The following is a 16,303-nucleotide window of genomic DNA, read 5'->3' as shown; positions in this document are numbered from 1 at the left end:
AGATTTATCAAGAAAAAACGTGACAAATTTTTTTTTTATTGATAAAATACAAGTCTAATGATGTGTCTATTCATATCATACTATAAAATTTTTTATAAACAAGGAGTTTAAGTTGTCAGATAAGCAATTACATACACGAAATTTCTCCATTATCGCACATATTGATCACGGAAAATCCACCCTAGCTGATCGCCTGATCGAAGATACAGGATTGCTCAGCAAACGTGATATGTCAGAACAATTTCTTGATAATATGGATATTGAACGAGAACGGGGCATTACTATTAAACTACAGGCCGTCCGTTTAATTTATCATGCCGATGATGGTGAAGAATATATTTTAAATTTAATTGATACGCCTGGACACGTTGATTTTACTTATGAAGTCTCCCGTAGTCTGGCTGCCTGTGAAGGAGCACTACTTGTAGTCGATGGATCACAGGGGATTGAAGCCCAAACCATTGCCAATGTTTATTTAGCACTGGATAACGATCTGGAAATCGTTCCGGTGATCAATAAAATCGACCTACAGAGTGCTGATCCTGAACGTGTTAAAGATGAAATTGAACATGTGATCGGAATTGAAGCTCAGGATGCACCACTTATTTCTGCTAAAGCCGGCTTGAATATTCATGACGTCCTTGAGGCAATTGTCAAGCATATTCCACCACCAACAGGCGATCCAAACGGTGTTCTTCAGGCATTAATCTTTGACTCATATTATGATCAGTATCGAGGCGTTATTGCTTCCATAAGGGTTGTTTCCGGAACCATTAAAAAGGGTATGAAAATCCGTATGATGGCAGTTGGTAAGGACTTTGAAGTTGATGAAGTCGGTGTTTTTGCCAAAGGTCTTTTGCCCACAGATGAGTTAATCGCCGGGGACGTAGGTTATGTCAATGCAAGTATTAAAAATGTCAGAGACACTCGTGTTGGTGATACCATCACAGATGCGCAAAATCCTGCTACTACTGCACTACCTGGCTATAAGAAAGTTACATCTATGGTATTTTGCGGGATTTATCCGGCAGACGGATCTAGATATGAAGATTTAAAAGAAGCACTGGCTAAACTTCAATTAAATGATGCTTCTCTGCTATACGAAGCAGAAACATCAATTGCCCTCGGTTTTGGTTTTCGTTGCGGATTTCTAGGTCTGCTCCACATGGAAATTATCCAGGAAAGACTTGAAAGAGAGTTCTCACTTGATCTTGTAACCACAGCGCCTAGTGTAATTTACAAAGTCATCAAAACAGATGGTACTGAAATGTGGGTTGACAACCCTACAAATTTACCCGACCCTGTGGAAATTAAAGCGATGGAAGAACCAATTGTAAATGCTAGTATCATGGTCCCATCCGACTATCTCGGCGCCGTTATGGAACTCTGCCAGGAACGACGTGGCGTCTATATTACTATGGATTATGTTGAGGAAAGCCGAGTAATGCTTAAATATGAACTGCCACTCAACGAAATAATTTACGATTTTTTTGATGCTTTAAAATCACGAACACGCGGGTATGCTTCCTTTGATTATGAAATCAAGGAATATCGGCCTTCAGATCTGGTTAAACTCGATATTTTATTAAATGGTGAACTGGTAGATGCCCTATCATTTATTGTGCATCGCGAAAAAGCAGCTATTCGTGGTCGGGGTATTGCCAAGAAACTGAAAGAAGAAATTCCGCGGCAAATGTTTGAAATTCCCGTTCAGGCGGCTATTGGAACAAAAGTCATTGCTCGTGAAACTATTCGAGCTATGCGAAAAGATGTATTAGCCAAATGCTATGGTGGGGATATCTCGAGAAAACGAAAACTTTTGGAAAAACAGAAGGAAGGGAAGAAGCGAATGCGCCAGGTAGGGAATGTTGAAGTCCCTCAGGAAGCTTTTATGGCTGTTCTAAAGCTGGATTCTTAATTATTAAAAGGTCAGATTTTTTTCTGACCTTTTTTTAGTTTGAACCTGATAAAAAAACAGGTCTTCATATTTACTTTTCTATGATTAAAACTCTTCTGCGGATTATGATTGTTTGACATCATTCCACATAATCTTACATTTTAAAAAACTGTTCTATTATAAATTCGGGAGTGTTGGCCTTACCAGCTTCCGCCACCGCCACCACCGCCTCCGCCTCCGGAGAAACCACCGCCTCCAGAAAAACCACCGCCTCCGAATCCGCCATCTCCGGATTTAGGGGTAACGATCATGTCTGAAGAAATATGATTCATACTGTGCATTAGTGCTGTAGTAAAATAGATTGACGAAAATGTACTATAAGTAGTATTTCCATAATACCAGCTTGGTTCTTTTATCTCAATAGACTCGAATTTCTTTGCCCATTTATCAGTAACTCCCATAACATAAGCATAGGGAAGAATATTAAAATAATATTCCGGATTTTCATCAACAAGTTTTAAAATACGGTCTTTTTCAGCTTTGTCAAGGAAATTCTTAAATCCTAAAACTTCACCAAACCAGAGACGACCATTTTCAGTTCGTTTATGCATGAAAATATTAAAATAAGCAATCAGATACGTCGTCAAAAGGGCTACTAGCGGTAATACTAGCGAATCAACCTCAAATAAACCATAATTTACAATAATCACAATTAATGAAAAAAAGCCTGCCATAACAGCTCCACCGATAATTTTTGCTGTCGTTTTTGGTGCTGAAGAGCTCTTTCTCTTTCTGACAGCCGAGATCACAATTCGTAAACCAACAATTAAAGGAACCACCGTAAAAGCGGCACAAATACCCCAAAAGAACATCCCTTCCCAAAATGCTATAAAATAACTATTTTTGAGTAGTCCATTGAGAAGCAGTGCCATAATCGGGAAAAACATCAGGACTGAGGTGAGCAACCATCCAGCTTGCGAACCAGTGGTAAAGATCCTCGTTTCATCAGTATTAAAATAATCAGTAATCTGACGTAATGTAGCCTGATAAGTCTCGTAGAAATCTGAAGGAACTTTAGCAGTTGAAAAAGTAGTTTTATGATCAAACATACCATCAAAAAAAGTTCTTTCAAAATCAAGTGCGTCAGCTGGAAGATCTTTTATCTTATGAAATGTAAATCGCTTTTTACTGACTTGCTCGATCTTTAAATAGCCCTTATCCGCCCAATACATAATTAAAGCAAGCACGTCTTTTTTATCAACAGCGTCGTCAATAATATACCCAATCTGAGATGGAGTAAAATTTCTTGGTGGATAAAACGACACTGGCTCAACCGGTTTAAGATCACGGCCGTAAATAAACCAGAAAATAATTGTCGCAAGCAACGATAGTAATGTAACAATATAAAATATCGGCTGATATTCGCTCCCAGTAAACGCCCCGACAAAATAGCCCTCAGGTAATCGGATATTTAAAGTAACACCTTCATTGGGTGCAAGTGGACGATTAAGTTTTGCATAAATCGTATTACCATCAACCGTAAAATCTACTGATGAGGTGTCAATAGATCCATAAGTTCCTGTAATAAATTCTATCTGATTGCTGTCAAAATCTTTTGGCATGGTGATTGTAAAACTGGCATTATCAATATTGGTATCCCATTGCATACCAATAATATTGTAGTAAACATCATCCATAGAATCAATCCCGTCATCTCCCGGATCCCAGGTAAAGTGAATCGGAAATATCTGAGTCCCGTCAATGTACTTATCTCCATCGCCTATCTGAAAAACAAAATTGTCGTTTTCTGTATAAGTTTCGTATTTCCAACCTGGTACATCTGTATCAGAAATTTTAGCGGTATAACGGGTCTCCACATTCTGTCCATTGATATTGCGATAGAAACTTCCGGTATAGGGAATATACCTATAGATACCATGACGTGGTTCAGAATATTCTACAGTTAATGTCTCTACAATTTCGTAGGCATGGTCTTCGGAAACATTCATCACCACATCATAACTGGAAATATCAAAATATTCAGCAGCATTAACGCTTCCAGGAAAAACAATCAGAAGGACGAACCCGATGAAAATTAGAAAGCTCTTCTTTTTCATAAGCTTCTCTCTTTCGTTAATTAAATTTTACTTGAACATTTTCTCTTTCTGTTTCGCTGCCAACTTCAAAGAAAGGCTGTTTTTTGAAATTAAACATCCCGGCAACTATATTACTGGGGAACATCTCAACCTTTGTATTCATTTCCCGAACATTAGCATTGTAATATTTACGAGAATTGGCAATTTCTCCTTCGAGCGTCTGCAATTGATTCTGCAAATCTAAAAAATTAGTATTTGCCTGTAGTTGAGGATAGGCTTCTGCTACTGCAAATAAACTCTTTAGAGTACCACTCAACATATTTTCATTTGCAATCTTTTCATCAATGGTTCCGGCATTCATAGCAGCATTTCGAGCAGCAGTAACTTTCTGAAAAGTTTCTGATTCATGGGTTGCATACCCTTTAACAGTTTCTACCAGATTGGGAATTAGGTCATATCTTTTTTTCAGGTAAACATCCATAGTGGAAAAAGCTTCTTCAACCTGGTTTTTAATTTTGACAAAACTATTTCGTGTTGAAACAAGCCAAATAAGAAAAATTACAATAATTCCCAGGACAATAAACAATCCGATCAACATAGTAAACCTCCATTTTTTATTTCCAAAATTTGGAAAACATTTTTTTCATTATATCATGGAAGGGGAGTAGCAACAATCAAATTGTCTTTATTAAGAGAAGTTACAATTTTTCTACTTGAATCAAGAATAATATATTAGCGAATAAAGTCTGATAAAATATATACACCGGATAATATTTTAACTTGTTGCCTAAACACATCTCGTTTATAATGAATATAAGTCTATAAAAAATCACATTTGGGAGGATTCATGAAGTATAAAACAATACTATTTGATTTAGACGGAACTTTAATCAATTCGAAAACCAGTGTCATCCGTTCTTTTGAATATGCCATCAGAAAAATGGGATTTCCCAAAGATCCAATCTTCAATCCTGATGATCTCATTGGTCCTCCAATTCTAGAAAGCTTCCAGAAAGTTTTCGGCTATAGCCTTGATGAATCTAAACAGGCTTATGCATATTATCGTGAAGAATATAATGAAAATGGTCAGATGTATACATCAATTCTTTATCCCGGAGTAGCTGAAACTATCTTCAAATTAAACGAATTTGGACTTCAAGTTGGTGTTGCTACCACAAAAAATGAGAACTTAGCACGAAAAATTCTCGGACATCTTAAGGTGGATATTCCTATTGAAAAAATCTATGGAACTCGTAATGATGGAAGCCGCAGTGATAAAAAATCACTGATTAATGATTTTCTCGCGGATTATCAAATCACTGATGAATCGGAAGTATTAATGGTTGGTGATACGCTTTTTGATATTAGCGGCGCTTTAGCTGCAAAAGTTGATTCGGTTTGGGTATCATACGGTTTTGGCGCTGCTGATGAAACAACAGAAAGAGCAACTTACACGATTGACCAAATTTCTGAATTAATTGATATTGTTAATTTATAAAACAAAAATAATTTTGAGAGAGGTGGCATATGAAATCCTATAATACGAATTTGGAAAGAACCGCTCTGATTAAAGGGGATTTGCATTTTACCCGATTTGGACAAATTATTAAATCGACACTTTTCAGAAATCTTATGAAAACATTTATCGACGAACTAGAAGTAAAGAAATCTTCTCTTGTTCTCGCCATTGAACCTTTTTATACTGATGAAGGTGAGTTTCTTGAAGATGCTTTTTTTGACTTTATTTATCTCCTGAACATTAATGGCCTGGAAGAAATTATGAAATCCGGATATTTTGACATAAAAGTATCCTATGATGAATATTCTGCTCTCTTTGTAGGCTTTCTGGAAAGCTTTTATAATTATTGGCGATCTGTCCAGAGATTTATGGTCAAAACTGATTCTTACAGTTCAGACGAAAAAGTCAAACGCTCCAAAGCACATTCGCTAGCCTCAAATAATGATACATTTAAAAAAATGATTCTCGACTTGTACAGAAATATTCATTTTAACGTCACCGGTAAAAGTTTTAATATTTACCGTCAACTTCCTAGTGGAGCTCAAGTCGCATTTTTAGCTGATAAATTTGAATTTAGCCGCGAAATTAAAACCAAAAACGAATCTTTATATCGGGTCAATTTTGTATGGGAAGCTATTTTTGAACCTCCGGTTATTTTTTATACTCAGGCAAGTAAACGAGTTGGAATATTTCCTGTTAAAGAAAAAAAAATTCTCAAAAACTTTTATCTTGATCCTGATGAATGGTTTGCAATTCCTGTTAAAGTTGGACGCCTTTTGTCCTTAGTATATGTTCAAAAGGAATTCCTTGCATTGGGAACAGGTCTTTTTAATCTCTTTGAACTGGCCACCCCTGAAGAATTTACACGGCAAAAACCTGATTCTGTAGTTTTTTTCGGTCTTCCTAAAACACTCTTTGAGAAAGACGAAATGAAGGGTTTTGTTGTTAAAGAGGATGATATATACTATGGTTTATTGCCGCATGATGCTGATGTGGATTATTTTGGGTATATGAAAAAAATGATGCTAACACTTCATAATCTAATCCAGATTGAAAAAGGTAATCTCCCAGTTCATGGAGCATTTGCCAAGATTCGAGTGGGAGGTAAAAAATCGATTAATATTATGCTAATAGGCGATAGTGGCGCCGGCAAATCTGAAACTTTGGAAGCAATAAACAAATTACCCAAAGAACTTGCCTGTGAAGTTGATATCTTAATTGATGATATGGGCTCTCTCCATTTTGATGAATCAGGACGATTAAACGCCGTCGGAACCGAAATTGGTGCATTTGTTCGACTTGACGATTTACAACCAGGCTATGCTTACAGTACAATGGATCGCAGTATTTTCATGAACCCAAATATTGTTAATGCCAGGGTAATTGTTCCACAAATGACCTATGAAGAAATTTCTAAATCTACACGTGTCGACTATGTTTTCTATATTAATAATTATGAAAAGATCGACGACGATATCCCAGTGATCGAATTATTTGATGATTTAGAAAATGCTTATTCTGTATTCTCTGAGGGTAAAAGAATGGCTAAAGGAACGACCGGCGAAGTAGGACTAACAACGACATATTTTGCCAATCCTTTTGGCGCTGTTCAGAAAAAAACAGAGCATGAAAAAATAGCTAAACAAACCTTTGAAAAAATGGCCCAACAGGGAATTCAAATCGGGATGCTCCGAACTCAATTAGGCATTCAGGGCTATGAGCAGGATGGCCCTTTTGAAGCAGCCAAAGCACTGGTTTCGTTTATTCAACAAATATATGTTAAATAACCATTTAAATTATGCCACAAATCAGGTATAATTAAAGTGTTTATAATCATTATAAAGGAGATAAGGAGTAAAAATGGGTAAATTAGAAGGAACACAAACCTTGAAAAACTTGATGGAATCTTTTGTCGGAGAATGTCAGGCTAGAATGCGTTACACGTATTTTGCCTCAATCGCGAAAAAAGAAGGTTATGTACAGATCAGCAATATTTTTACAGAAACTGCCGATAATGAAAAAGAACATGGGGAGTTATTCTACAAACACATTGCAGCAAATGAATACAAAATGGGTGAAGCGGTAGAAATACCTGTATCATCTACATTCCCGGTAGCATTTGGTGACACCAAAAACAATTTATTGCATTCTGCTTCAGGCGAAAACGAAGAATGGAATGTACTTTATCCGAAATTTGCAGAAGTTGCTAAGGAAGAAGGTTTCCCGGAAATTGCAGAAACATGGTTACAGGTAGTCGTTGCTGAAAAAGCTCATGAAACCCGTTATTTAAAGCTAGCTGCTAACTTTGAACTGAACCGTGTGTTTAAACGTTTTGGTGACGTTAAATGGAAGTGTGGCAACTGTGGATATATTTATGACGGTTCTGAAGCACCTGACGAATGTCCGGCCTGTAAACATGCAAAAGCCTACTTTGAACTGTTTGTTGAAACATACTAAAATCAATATTCCTGATTCCTGCAAAAAAATAATTGCATTTAGCAGTGTCTTACTAAGTTAATCCTATAAAACAACCCGAACCAATTGTAATCTTGTAAGTATTGGTTCGGGCTGTTTTTTTTAACTGTTTAGTTCTTGCTCTATTATTTCTTATAAATGTTTTAAGTCCAGAAAGATATTAATTTTTAAATTATGGTTGAAAATAAATATATGATTCTAAAATAACAATATTAAATATTTAACCTGAATTATTCATCCAGCAATGAGCAATCTTAAAATCGAGAAACAACATCTTTTTCAAGGATTAAATACACAGACGGTTGAATTTCAACCCAAAAAGGGTAGACGAATCCCGTAGATGTTATTTTCAAGATTTTAAGTTGCCAAAGATCATCAGTTACTGTTATTCCAGCTGCGGAAGTTGTCTGATATTTTCTAAAGTTTTATAAAATTCATCTTTGTAGGGACAACTGCTACATAGCTTGAAATAAATATAGCTTGCTGCTTTTACGATTTTCGAAGCAATTTTTAGCAGCTTTAAACGAATGGTATCGATCTGCATCTTTTTCATGCTCTTCGGCAGAACCAATCGTCTGAAACAATTAAACAGATTATAAGCCAACACATGCAGTTGCAGTCGGTTGGCATTGACTACTTTGGATTTACTTCCGGTAGAAGCGAAGCCAAATCCGGACTTGCTTTCTTTGATGAAATTCTCCATAGTGCCTCGGTTACGATAGTATCTTAGGATTTCTTCAGGTTTCAAGTCCATATTGGTTACAATGAAGGAATGCTGAATGGTGAACTGATTGCAAGGTTTCTCCACTTTAACAACTACCCTGCGCGGGTACTCCCACTTGCCTGCTTTGTAATAAAACTCATCATAGCGGACAATATACTGGGACATATCTTCTTTCATCGCTTCAAATATTTCATGATCAAGATGTTTCGCTTTGTCATTTAAAACACTGTTCGCTTTTAAACGGATCGCATAAGACACACCATTGGTTTCGCATTGCTTGTACAAATCAGGCGTTGCAAACCCGCTGTCACCACGTAAATACAGCTCTATGTCGGGATACTCCGTGAAATATTCATCAAGTAGAGGTTGCATAAAATCAACAACCCCAGTGGAACTGTAGTCCGTTCCATCACGGAGATCTGCTTTCAGCAGATCACCGGTTAATCCGTCGTAACAAAGTAATGGATGATAACCATGTACCCTGTAATGATAGTTGAAACCTTCACCTTCCTGTTTTCCATAGGTATTCAATAGGGTGGAGTCCAAATCCAGCAATACCTGTTTTGGACGTTTTATTTTATAAGCAGATGTCCGCATTGCTTTAATGATGGCATCAAATTTTGGCAGCGTTTTATCATCCATCCGGTTCCAGAATCTTGACAGAGTCGGTTGAGAAGCCAGTGCTTTTTTACCCAGAATGTTTGTAAAGACAGGTTCATTTGTCAATTCATCAGCATCGTCATCTTCAAAGTAACCAGCAATGATCTGATATACCATTTGGCACAGGTTTTGATCATCCTTATGCTGACGACTGGTCTTCTCATCAGTTTTGAAGTTGCTGACATGTTTATGGAAACTGAATTTATGAGCAAATTCTTTGATCAGAATCAGTCCGGAATCAGAGGATAAATCACCGCCATCGAAATTTATTTTGATTTTTTTATTGCTTTCTAACTGAAGTGCATCTAAACTAGACATATGAAGAGTTTCTCCTTTGTTTGGTTTTGGTTTGGTCACTTAAATTTTAACAAAGTTGGAGCTCTTTTTCTATTGTCTTAGCTTCACTTATTTAGTGAAAAGCAAAAATAATCAAAAACACTGTATCTATGCGGCACAATGTGCCGTTAATTGTATCTGGATGAATAATTCAGGTTTAATATTGTTATTTTTCAAAAGGGAACTGATAATTACTAAGACCCAATTCTGCTTTAATATCAAGAATATCCTTAATTAGAGCATCATTAACTGGGGCTCCTTTATCTTTTCTTTCACACCAGGCATCATATTCTTTTTCACCGGCAGTATAAATCCGCTCCTGACCCGGCATTTTAGCAGAATTTCTAAGATCTCGAAGAATATTACCAGAAATCTTTTTAAACTCTTCCGGCTTAATAAAGTTTTCAATATTAATAGCAATAAAGAAATGGCCCAAATGATAGGGTTGCGCATTCCCATTAGCATCAAATCCAAGCAAGCCTTTTAAAAATGAACCACCCTGAAGAGCTGCTGATAAAATCTCAACAAAGGTAGCATAACCATAACCCTTATATCCACCAGTTTCTTCACCGATTCCACCAAGGGGGGTAAGCGCTGCATTGCCCTCTACTAAATCAATTAAAATCTGCTTGGTATCAGTACGGCTATTTCCATCCCGATCAATTACCCAACCCTCAGGTAATGGCTTGTTTTCGCGTTCATAAACTTCAATTTTTCCTCGTTGCGAAACAGAAGTAGCGCAATCCAGAACAAAAGGAAAAGCTTCATCAGTGGGAACACCAACGGTTATCGGATTAGTACCAAGCATGTTTTCCACTCCAAAAGTAGGTGCAATTGAAGGTCGAGCATTGGTTCCCGTCATTCCAATCATATTATTTTCAATAGCCATTAAGGGATAGTAGCCGGCAAAACCGTAATGTGTAGAATTTCTAACTACGGTCATCCCCATACCATAAACTTTAGCTTTATCAATAGCCATTTGCATAGCTTTTTTAGCAATAACGTGTCCCATCCCGTCATGTCCATCGATGACAGCGGTCGCACAGACATCTTTAACAATTTCAAACTCAGTCACCGGATTTTGAATACCTTTTTTAATCCGGTCATAATAAATAGGTTTTAATCTCCCAATCCCGTGAGAATCAATCCCCCGCTTGTCAGAGGTAATCAGAATATCTGCACATATTTTGGCATCCTCCTCAGGAACGCCAATTCCTTTTAGAGCATCAGTCATAAACGCCTCAAGTATATCAAATGGGATGTAATATTTTGTTTCCATATTTTTCTCCTTTTTTATTATCTACTAAAATACATCTTTCTAAATCAGAACTTTATTAATATATTCAGTGGTAGCTGCGTGCAAAGCCCCCGAATAATCACAACGAAAGCTTAAAACATCGCCAATATCATAAGCATATTTTGAATCAGTTATATCAAGTACAAGATGATCCGAACTTGATCCTTCTACCAGAATTTTATCATCTAACGGAAAAATATGATCAGTATCCGTGTCCTGACGACCAAGTGCACAAATAGCCCTCCTTCTGATACCTTTGTCAACAAATACTGGCTTCTCTCCAAAAGCATTTACGCCAATTTCACCCAAAGGATAAGTAGGCTTTTCCTGAATTTCAATAATTTCTGCTTCCAAAGTGAAAACATCCTGATTAAGATCTGAAAAAATTTCTCCAAAAGCTGTTTCACGCCCTAAAAGAATGAGTTCTCCTAGCCGAAGATTATTGATGTAACCTGGGAGCGTTTTCTGGTTGACTAGATGCCAAGCACTCGAGTTACCTCCAGAAATAATTTCCACTGGTAACTTGTGAGTTTCTTTTAATTTATCAGCAGCCAGTTTTAATGCACCAAAAGTTTGAGGGTTAGGAATTGTAGCGCCAACACAAGTAGCGTTTGTAGCCAACCCCTTTATTTCTATGTTAGTCATTTTTTTAATGGTTTCTATATCCCGAGAAAGCTTTTCAAAATTTTTGGCAATCAACTTTTTATTTTCTGGTGAGGTTTGGCGGCCATCACCAAGAAATAAACCTTCCCTTAAATCACCGAGATCGACCATATATAGAATACTATGTTTTTTATTCTGACGAACAGCTGCTTCATTAAGAAGGCTAATGGTTTTTATCTCACTGTTTAAAGAGACATCCGAAAAGCTGACAACCTCATTAACTTCGCCTGGTGCCGGCAAACGTATAAGCCATTTTTCGCATGATAAAGAAGACATCTTTTGTAAGTTTAAAATTCTAGAGTCTCCGATAGCTGAAACACCTGCATCAAGATACGTTTGAGCAACTCTTGGCTCACCACCTGTCAATTTAGTTATCGCTGTTACTGATATGCCCTGAGTTTTAGCCTTGGCAACAATCAATTTGGCATTTTCATAAATTTTTTTAAGATTTATCTTTAATTGTGGAACCATAACTCTCCTTTCATAAATTGATTCATTAAAAAAATCCAAGCTTCTTCATTTCTTGAATTTTTTGTTCTGATATAGTATATCACAAGAACGCATAAAAGTGATATGATGATTGTTTTTTCATTCGTGAAACCTCCTTAACATGATATGAAAAAAAAGCTAAATCATTGACATCAATGCGCCCCTTCTTTATAATAATGATGAAGAACATTAGGAGACAGAAAGATTCGTCCCGTGGGGTCGGATTTTTTTGTTGTCAAATATAACCATAATCTTTGGAGGAAATATGTCGCATTATGATCATGATAAGATAGAAAAACACTGGCAAAAACACTGGGAAGAGAACGAAACTTTTCGAATGGAAGAAAATTCGCAGAAAGAAAAATTCTACGGACTAGTAGAGTTTCCATATCCATCGGGTGTAGGACTGCATGTTGGGCATGTTCGGGCTTACACATCCCTTGAAGTGATCGCCAGAAAACGACGCATGGAAGGATTTAATGTGCTGTTTCCAATTGGCTGGGACGCCTTTGGACTTCCTACAGAAAACTATGCTATCCAAACTGGACGTCATCCCCGTGAGGTAACTGATGAGAATATTGCAGTTTTTACCCAACAACTAAAACGAATCGGTTATGCTTTTGACTGGGACAAGGAAATTGACACCACTGATCCCAATTATTATAAATGGACACAATGGATCTTTTTACAACTGTTCAAACACGGACTAGCTTTCAGAGACCGAACCTATGTTAACTTCTGCAATGGCTGTAAAGTCGTTCTGGCAAATGAGGATTTTCGAGATGGCCATTGTGACCGCTGCGGCAGTGAAGTCGTTCAGCTGGAAAAAGATGTCTGGTTTTTAAAAATCCGTAATTATGCTGAAAAACTACTGAGTGGCCTGGATGATGTTGATTATCTTCCGCGAATCCGCCTGGAGCAGGAAAACTGGATTGGTAAATCAGTAGGGGCTGAAGTTGATTTTAATATAGCCGGCCATAATCAGACGTTACGGGTTTTTACTACTCGACCTGATACTTTGTTTGGCGCTACATTTATGGTCATTGCACCTGAACATCCTTTAATCCAGTCACTTTCAGCTGAGATTGCAAATATGTCAGCCATCACCGATTATCAGGAAGCGGCTAAAAGAAAAACTGAATTTGAGCGGGTACAACTTGCTAAGGAGAAAACTGGGGTTTGTATCGAAGGAATCCGTGCCATCAACCCATTAACACTTCACGAAATCCCAATTTTCATTGCCGATTACGTCATGATGGGCTATGGAACCGGAGCAATCATGGCTGTTCCTGGGCATGATACCCGGGACTGGGAATTTGCTTCTAAGTTCAACCTTCCCATCGTCGAAGTCATCAAAGGTGGAGATGTAACAGAAGCAGCTTATACCGATACCGATTCCGGAGAAATGGTTAATTCCGGTTTTTTAAATGGCTTACAGGTAAAAGACGCAATTTCCAAAACCATTGAACACCTGGTGAAAGAGGGTCTTGGTCAAAAAACCATTAATTATAAAATGAAGGATTGGGCGTTTAACCGTCAACGTTATTGGGGTGAACCAATTCCCATTGTCCACTGTCCGGTTTGTGGGATGGTTCCTGTTCCAGAAAATGAATTGCCTTTAGAACTACCAAAAGTTGAGAGTTATGAACCTACTGATACTGGTGAATCGCCACTGGCAAACATTCCTGAATGGTATCAAACCACCTGTCCTCAATGCGGTCATGCCGCTAAACGCGAGACTGATACCATGCCTCAATGGGCGGGTTCAAGCTGGTATTTCCTGAGATATTTTGATAATAAAAATAATGAAGCCTTTGCTTCAGAAGAAAAGCTTAAATACTGGCTGCCGGTTGACTGGTATAATGGAGGAATGGAACATGTTACAAGACATCTTCTTTATTCTCGTTTCTGGCATCAATTTCTATATGATATTGGCTGTGTTCCAACAAAAGAACCTTATGCCAAGCGAACAGCGCAGGGTTTGATTCTTGGTAATGACGGCGAAAAAATGTCTAAATCTAAAGGTAATGTTGTTAACCCTAATGACATTATTGCCGAATATGGTGCTGATACCTTAAGAACTTATATCATGTTTATTGGCGATTATGAGAAATCTGCCCCTTGGTCTGACAATGGAGCAAAAGGATGCCGTCGTTTTATGGATCGAATATGGAAGCTGCAAGATATGCTAATTGATGGTGATGCTTATTCCAAAAATCTGGAAACTGCCATTCATAAAACCATTAAAAAGGTCAGCAGTGACTATGAAGAAATGAAATACAATACTGCAATTGCAGCTCTAATGACCTTAATTAATGATTTTTATAAAGAAAATCAGATCAATCACGCTGATTTAAAAACCTTTTTAAAATTACTTTATCCGGTCGCTCCCCATATCACTTCAGAAATCTGGGTTAATATCGGAGCTGACGGTCATCTGGACAATGCCCCATGGCCAACTTACGATGAAAGTAAAACCATCGATAATGTGATTGAAATGGCCGTCCAAATTAATGGTAAAGTCCGAGGTACCATAGAGATTCCTGTTGATGCCGATAAGGATGCTGCAAAAGCAATTGCTATGGAACAAAATAATATCCGCACTCATATCGATGGAAAAACTGTTGTTAAAGAGATTTATGTTCCTGGTAGAATATTTAATATTGTGGTAAAGTAGGAGTTTCATGAAAGTTATTCATCTTTATACAGATGGTGGTTGTCGTGGTAACGGAAAAGAAGGGGATAATCTGGGCGCCATCGGAGGTGTCCTGATTTATCCTGAAAAGAAAGCCAAGAAAGAATACAAAAAAGCTTATACCAATACAACTAATAATCAGATGGAGTTACTGGCTGTTATTGAAGGCTTGAAAATGCTTAAAGAATCATGCCAGGTTCACATCTATAGTGATTCTGCCTATGTTGTTAATGCCTATTTGCAAAACTGGGTGGGGAGCTGGAAAGCCAAAAACTGGAGCCGAGGAAAGTCCGGCGATTTAAAAAACCGAGAACTGTGGATGACTCTAGATGACTTGGTAAACCAGCATAATGTAGAATTTCACAAAGTAAAAGGACATTCTGACAACCCCTATAATAACCGTGCCGATGAGTTGGTCAATGAAGCAATGGACGAATTTTTAGGCTAGTCTGAGCTTATTTGAAAATTTTATACTTCGTCTACAGAACAAAAAGCGTGAACAGTTAAGAAAATAGCTGTTCACGCTTTTCAAATTCCTATATTTATCATTACATTTAAATTTTTAATAAGCCATAATTAAGCCCTTATCATTGGCGTAATAGGTGGTCAGGCCATGCATCGGAAAAATATAAATCTCATGAAGTCCAAATCGTTCTTCCAACAATTCCTTGAGTGTCTGAGCATGTTCAAGATTATTGCAATGGGTTATCACAACTGGAAATGATGATTCCTTCTGTAATTTTTCTTCAACCATTCCTGCCATTTTAAAAAGAGCCTTTTTAATGCCACGCACTTTTTCAGATAATTGAATTTCACCATGCTCATCTGCCTGGCATATAGGTTTAATTGATAAAGCTGAAGCTACTACGCCTGCAACCTTAGACATCCGTCCAGTTTTAACAAGATTTGATAAATCCTGCAAAAGAAATCGAAGTTCCAGAGTTTTCTGATACTCATCAATCTTTTTTGCGATGGTTTCAAAATCCATAGTACCGCTCTTAATCAAATCTCTTAATTTCATGACAATTAGAATCATAGCAGGAGAAGTGGAAAGCGTATCATATAAGGCAATTTTTATATCTTTATTCTTTTCCAGTACCATATCTTTGGCTATCCGGGCACTATTATAGGTTCCGCTTAAAGCTGATGTCATGGTTATGACATAATTTTCCATGTTTTTTCGAAGCTCATTGGCAAAATTCTCTGGCGAAGGACAAGCTGAAGATGTCGCTGTCTTAGAATGTTTCATCGCTTTAAGAAATTCCAGAGTATCCAGATTTTCATCGTCAATATATTCCTTACCATCTACATTGAAGGTAAGAGGTACTATTGAAAAATCGATTTCATCATTTTTTAGAAAATCTTTAGGTAAATCACATGAGCTGTCACAAATAATTCGAGGTTTCAAAATAAATCCTTTCTGTTCACAAATATTTTTCAGTATAACAGATA

12 protein-coding genes are annotated in these 16,303 nt (G+C 37.3%); 6 read left to right on the top strand and 6 right to left on the bottom strand.

The window, feature by feature from the left end:
- The first annotated feature begins 112 nt into the window (after window positions 1-112).
- On the top strand, window positions 113-1,918 hold the full coding sequence (lepA, locus tag Q5O24_07400) for a translation elongation factor 4 (protein WKY49126.1): 1,806 nt from the start codon (window positions 113-115) through the stop codon (window positions 1,916-1,918).
- Between the two features lie 179 nt (window positions 1,919-2,097).
- Here lepA and Q5O24_07395 read toward each other — a convergent pair whose 3' ends face one another.
- Window positions 2,098-4,014, bottom strand: coding sequence for a DUF2207 domain-containing protein (locus Q5O24_07395; protein WKY49125.1), 1,917 nt, complete (start codon window positions 4,012-4,014; stop codon window positions 2,098-2,100).
- Window positions 4,015-4,030: 16 nt separating this feature from the next.
- Window positions 4,031-4,591 carry a LemA family protein gene (locus Q5O24_07390; GenBank protein WKY49124.1) on the bottom strand — a complete coding sequence of 187 codons (561 nt, stop codon included), beginning with the start codon at window positions 4,589-4,591 and terminating at the stop codon, window positions 4,031-4,033.
- 249 nt (window positions 4,592-4,840) lie between these two features.
- On the opposite strand from Q5O24_07390, the gene Q5O24_07385 reads away from it, so the two are divergent.
- From Q5O24_07385 to Q5O24_07375, 3 genes are all read left to right on the top strand, one after another.
- Window positions 4,841-5,491, top strand: coding sequence for an HAD hydrolase-like protein (locus Q5O24_07385; protein WKY49123.1), 651 nt, complete (start codon window positions 4,841-4,843; stop codon window positions 5,489-5,491).
- Window positions 5,492-5,520: 29 nt separating this feature from the next.
- Window positions 5,521-7,299, top strand: coding sequence for a hypothetical protein (locus Q5O24_07380; protein ID WKY49122.1), 1,779 nt, complete (start codon window positions 5,521-5,523; stop codon window positions 7,297-7,299).
- 73 nt (window positions 7,300-7,372) lie between these two features.
- Window positions 7,373-7,969, top strand: a complete 597-nt coding sequence (locus Q5O24_07375; GenBank protein WKY49121.1) for a rubrerythrin family protein — start codon at window positions 7,373-7,375, stop codon at window positions 7,967-7,969.
- Between the two features lie 403 nt (window positions 7,970-8,372).
- On the opposite strand, the gene Q5O24_07370 is transcribed toward Q5O24_07375, so the two are convergent.
- The 3 genes from Q5O24_07370 to Q5O24_07360 form a co-directional block, all read right to left on the bottom strand.
- The gene (locus tag Q5O24_07370) at window positions 8,373-9,689 is read right to left on the bottom strand and encodes an IS1380 family transposase (GenBank protein WKY49120.1); all 1,317 of its coding nucleotides are present in this window, start codon (window positions 9,687-9,689) and stop codon (window positions 8,373-8,375) included.
- 184 nt (window positions 9,690-9,873) lie between these two features.
- The gene (locus Q5O24_07365) at window positions 9,874-10,986 is read right to left on the bottom strand and encodes an Ldh family oxidoreductase (GenBank protein WKY49119.1); all 1,113 of its coding nucleotides are present in this window, start codon (window positions 10,984-10,986) and stop codon (window positions 9,874-9,876) included.
- Window positions 10,987-11,025: 39 nt separating this feature from the next.
- Window positions 11,026-12,138, bottom strand: coding sequence for an alanine/ornithine racemase family PLP-dependent enzyme (locus Q5O24_07360; GenBank protein ID WKY49118.1), 1,113 nt, complete (start codon window positions 12,136-12,138; stop codon window positions 11,026-11,028).
- A gap of 283 nt (window positions 12,139-12,421) precedes the next feature.
- Here Q5O24_07360 and leuS point away from each other — a divergent pair, with 283 nt between their 5' ends.
- Both leuS and Q5O24_07350 read left to right on the top strand, forming a co-directional pair.
- Window positions 12,422-14,833 (top strand): leucine--tRNA ligase, encoded by a 2,412-nt coding sequence (gene leuS, locus Q5O24_07355; protein ID WKY49117.1) that lies wholly within the window; start codon window positions 12,422-12,424, stop codon window positions 14,831-14,833.
- 7 nt (window positions 14,834-14,840) lie between these two features.
- Window positions 14,841-15,299 carry a ribonuclease H gene (locus tag Q5O24_07350; GenBank protein WKY49116.1) on the top strand — a complete coding sequence of 153 codons (459 nt, stop codon included), beginning with the start codon at window positions 14,841-14,843 and terminating at the stop codon, window positions 15,297-15,299.
- Window positions 15,300-15,413: 114 nt separating this feature from the next.
- Here the strand turns inward: Q5O24_07350 and Q5O24_07345 are convergent, their stop codons facing one another.
- Window positions 15,414-16,259, bottom strand: a complete 846-nt coding sequence (locus tag Q5O24_07345; protein ID WKY49115.1) for a DegV family protein — start codon at window positions 16,257-16,259, stop codon at window positions 15,414-15,416.
- Window positions 16,260-16,303: the final 44 nt, after the last annotated feature.

The organism is Eubacteriaceae bacterium ES3 (assembly GCA_030586155.1).
Classification (GTDB): Bacteria; Bacillota; Clostridia; order Eubacteriales; family Eubacteriaceae; genus Acetobacterium.
The sequence above is the reverse complement of the archived record's forward strand: the minus strand, read 5'-3'. Positions and strand labels throughout refer to the sequence as shown.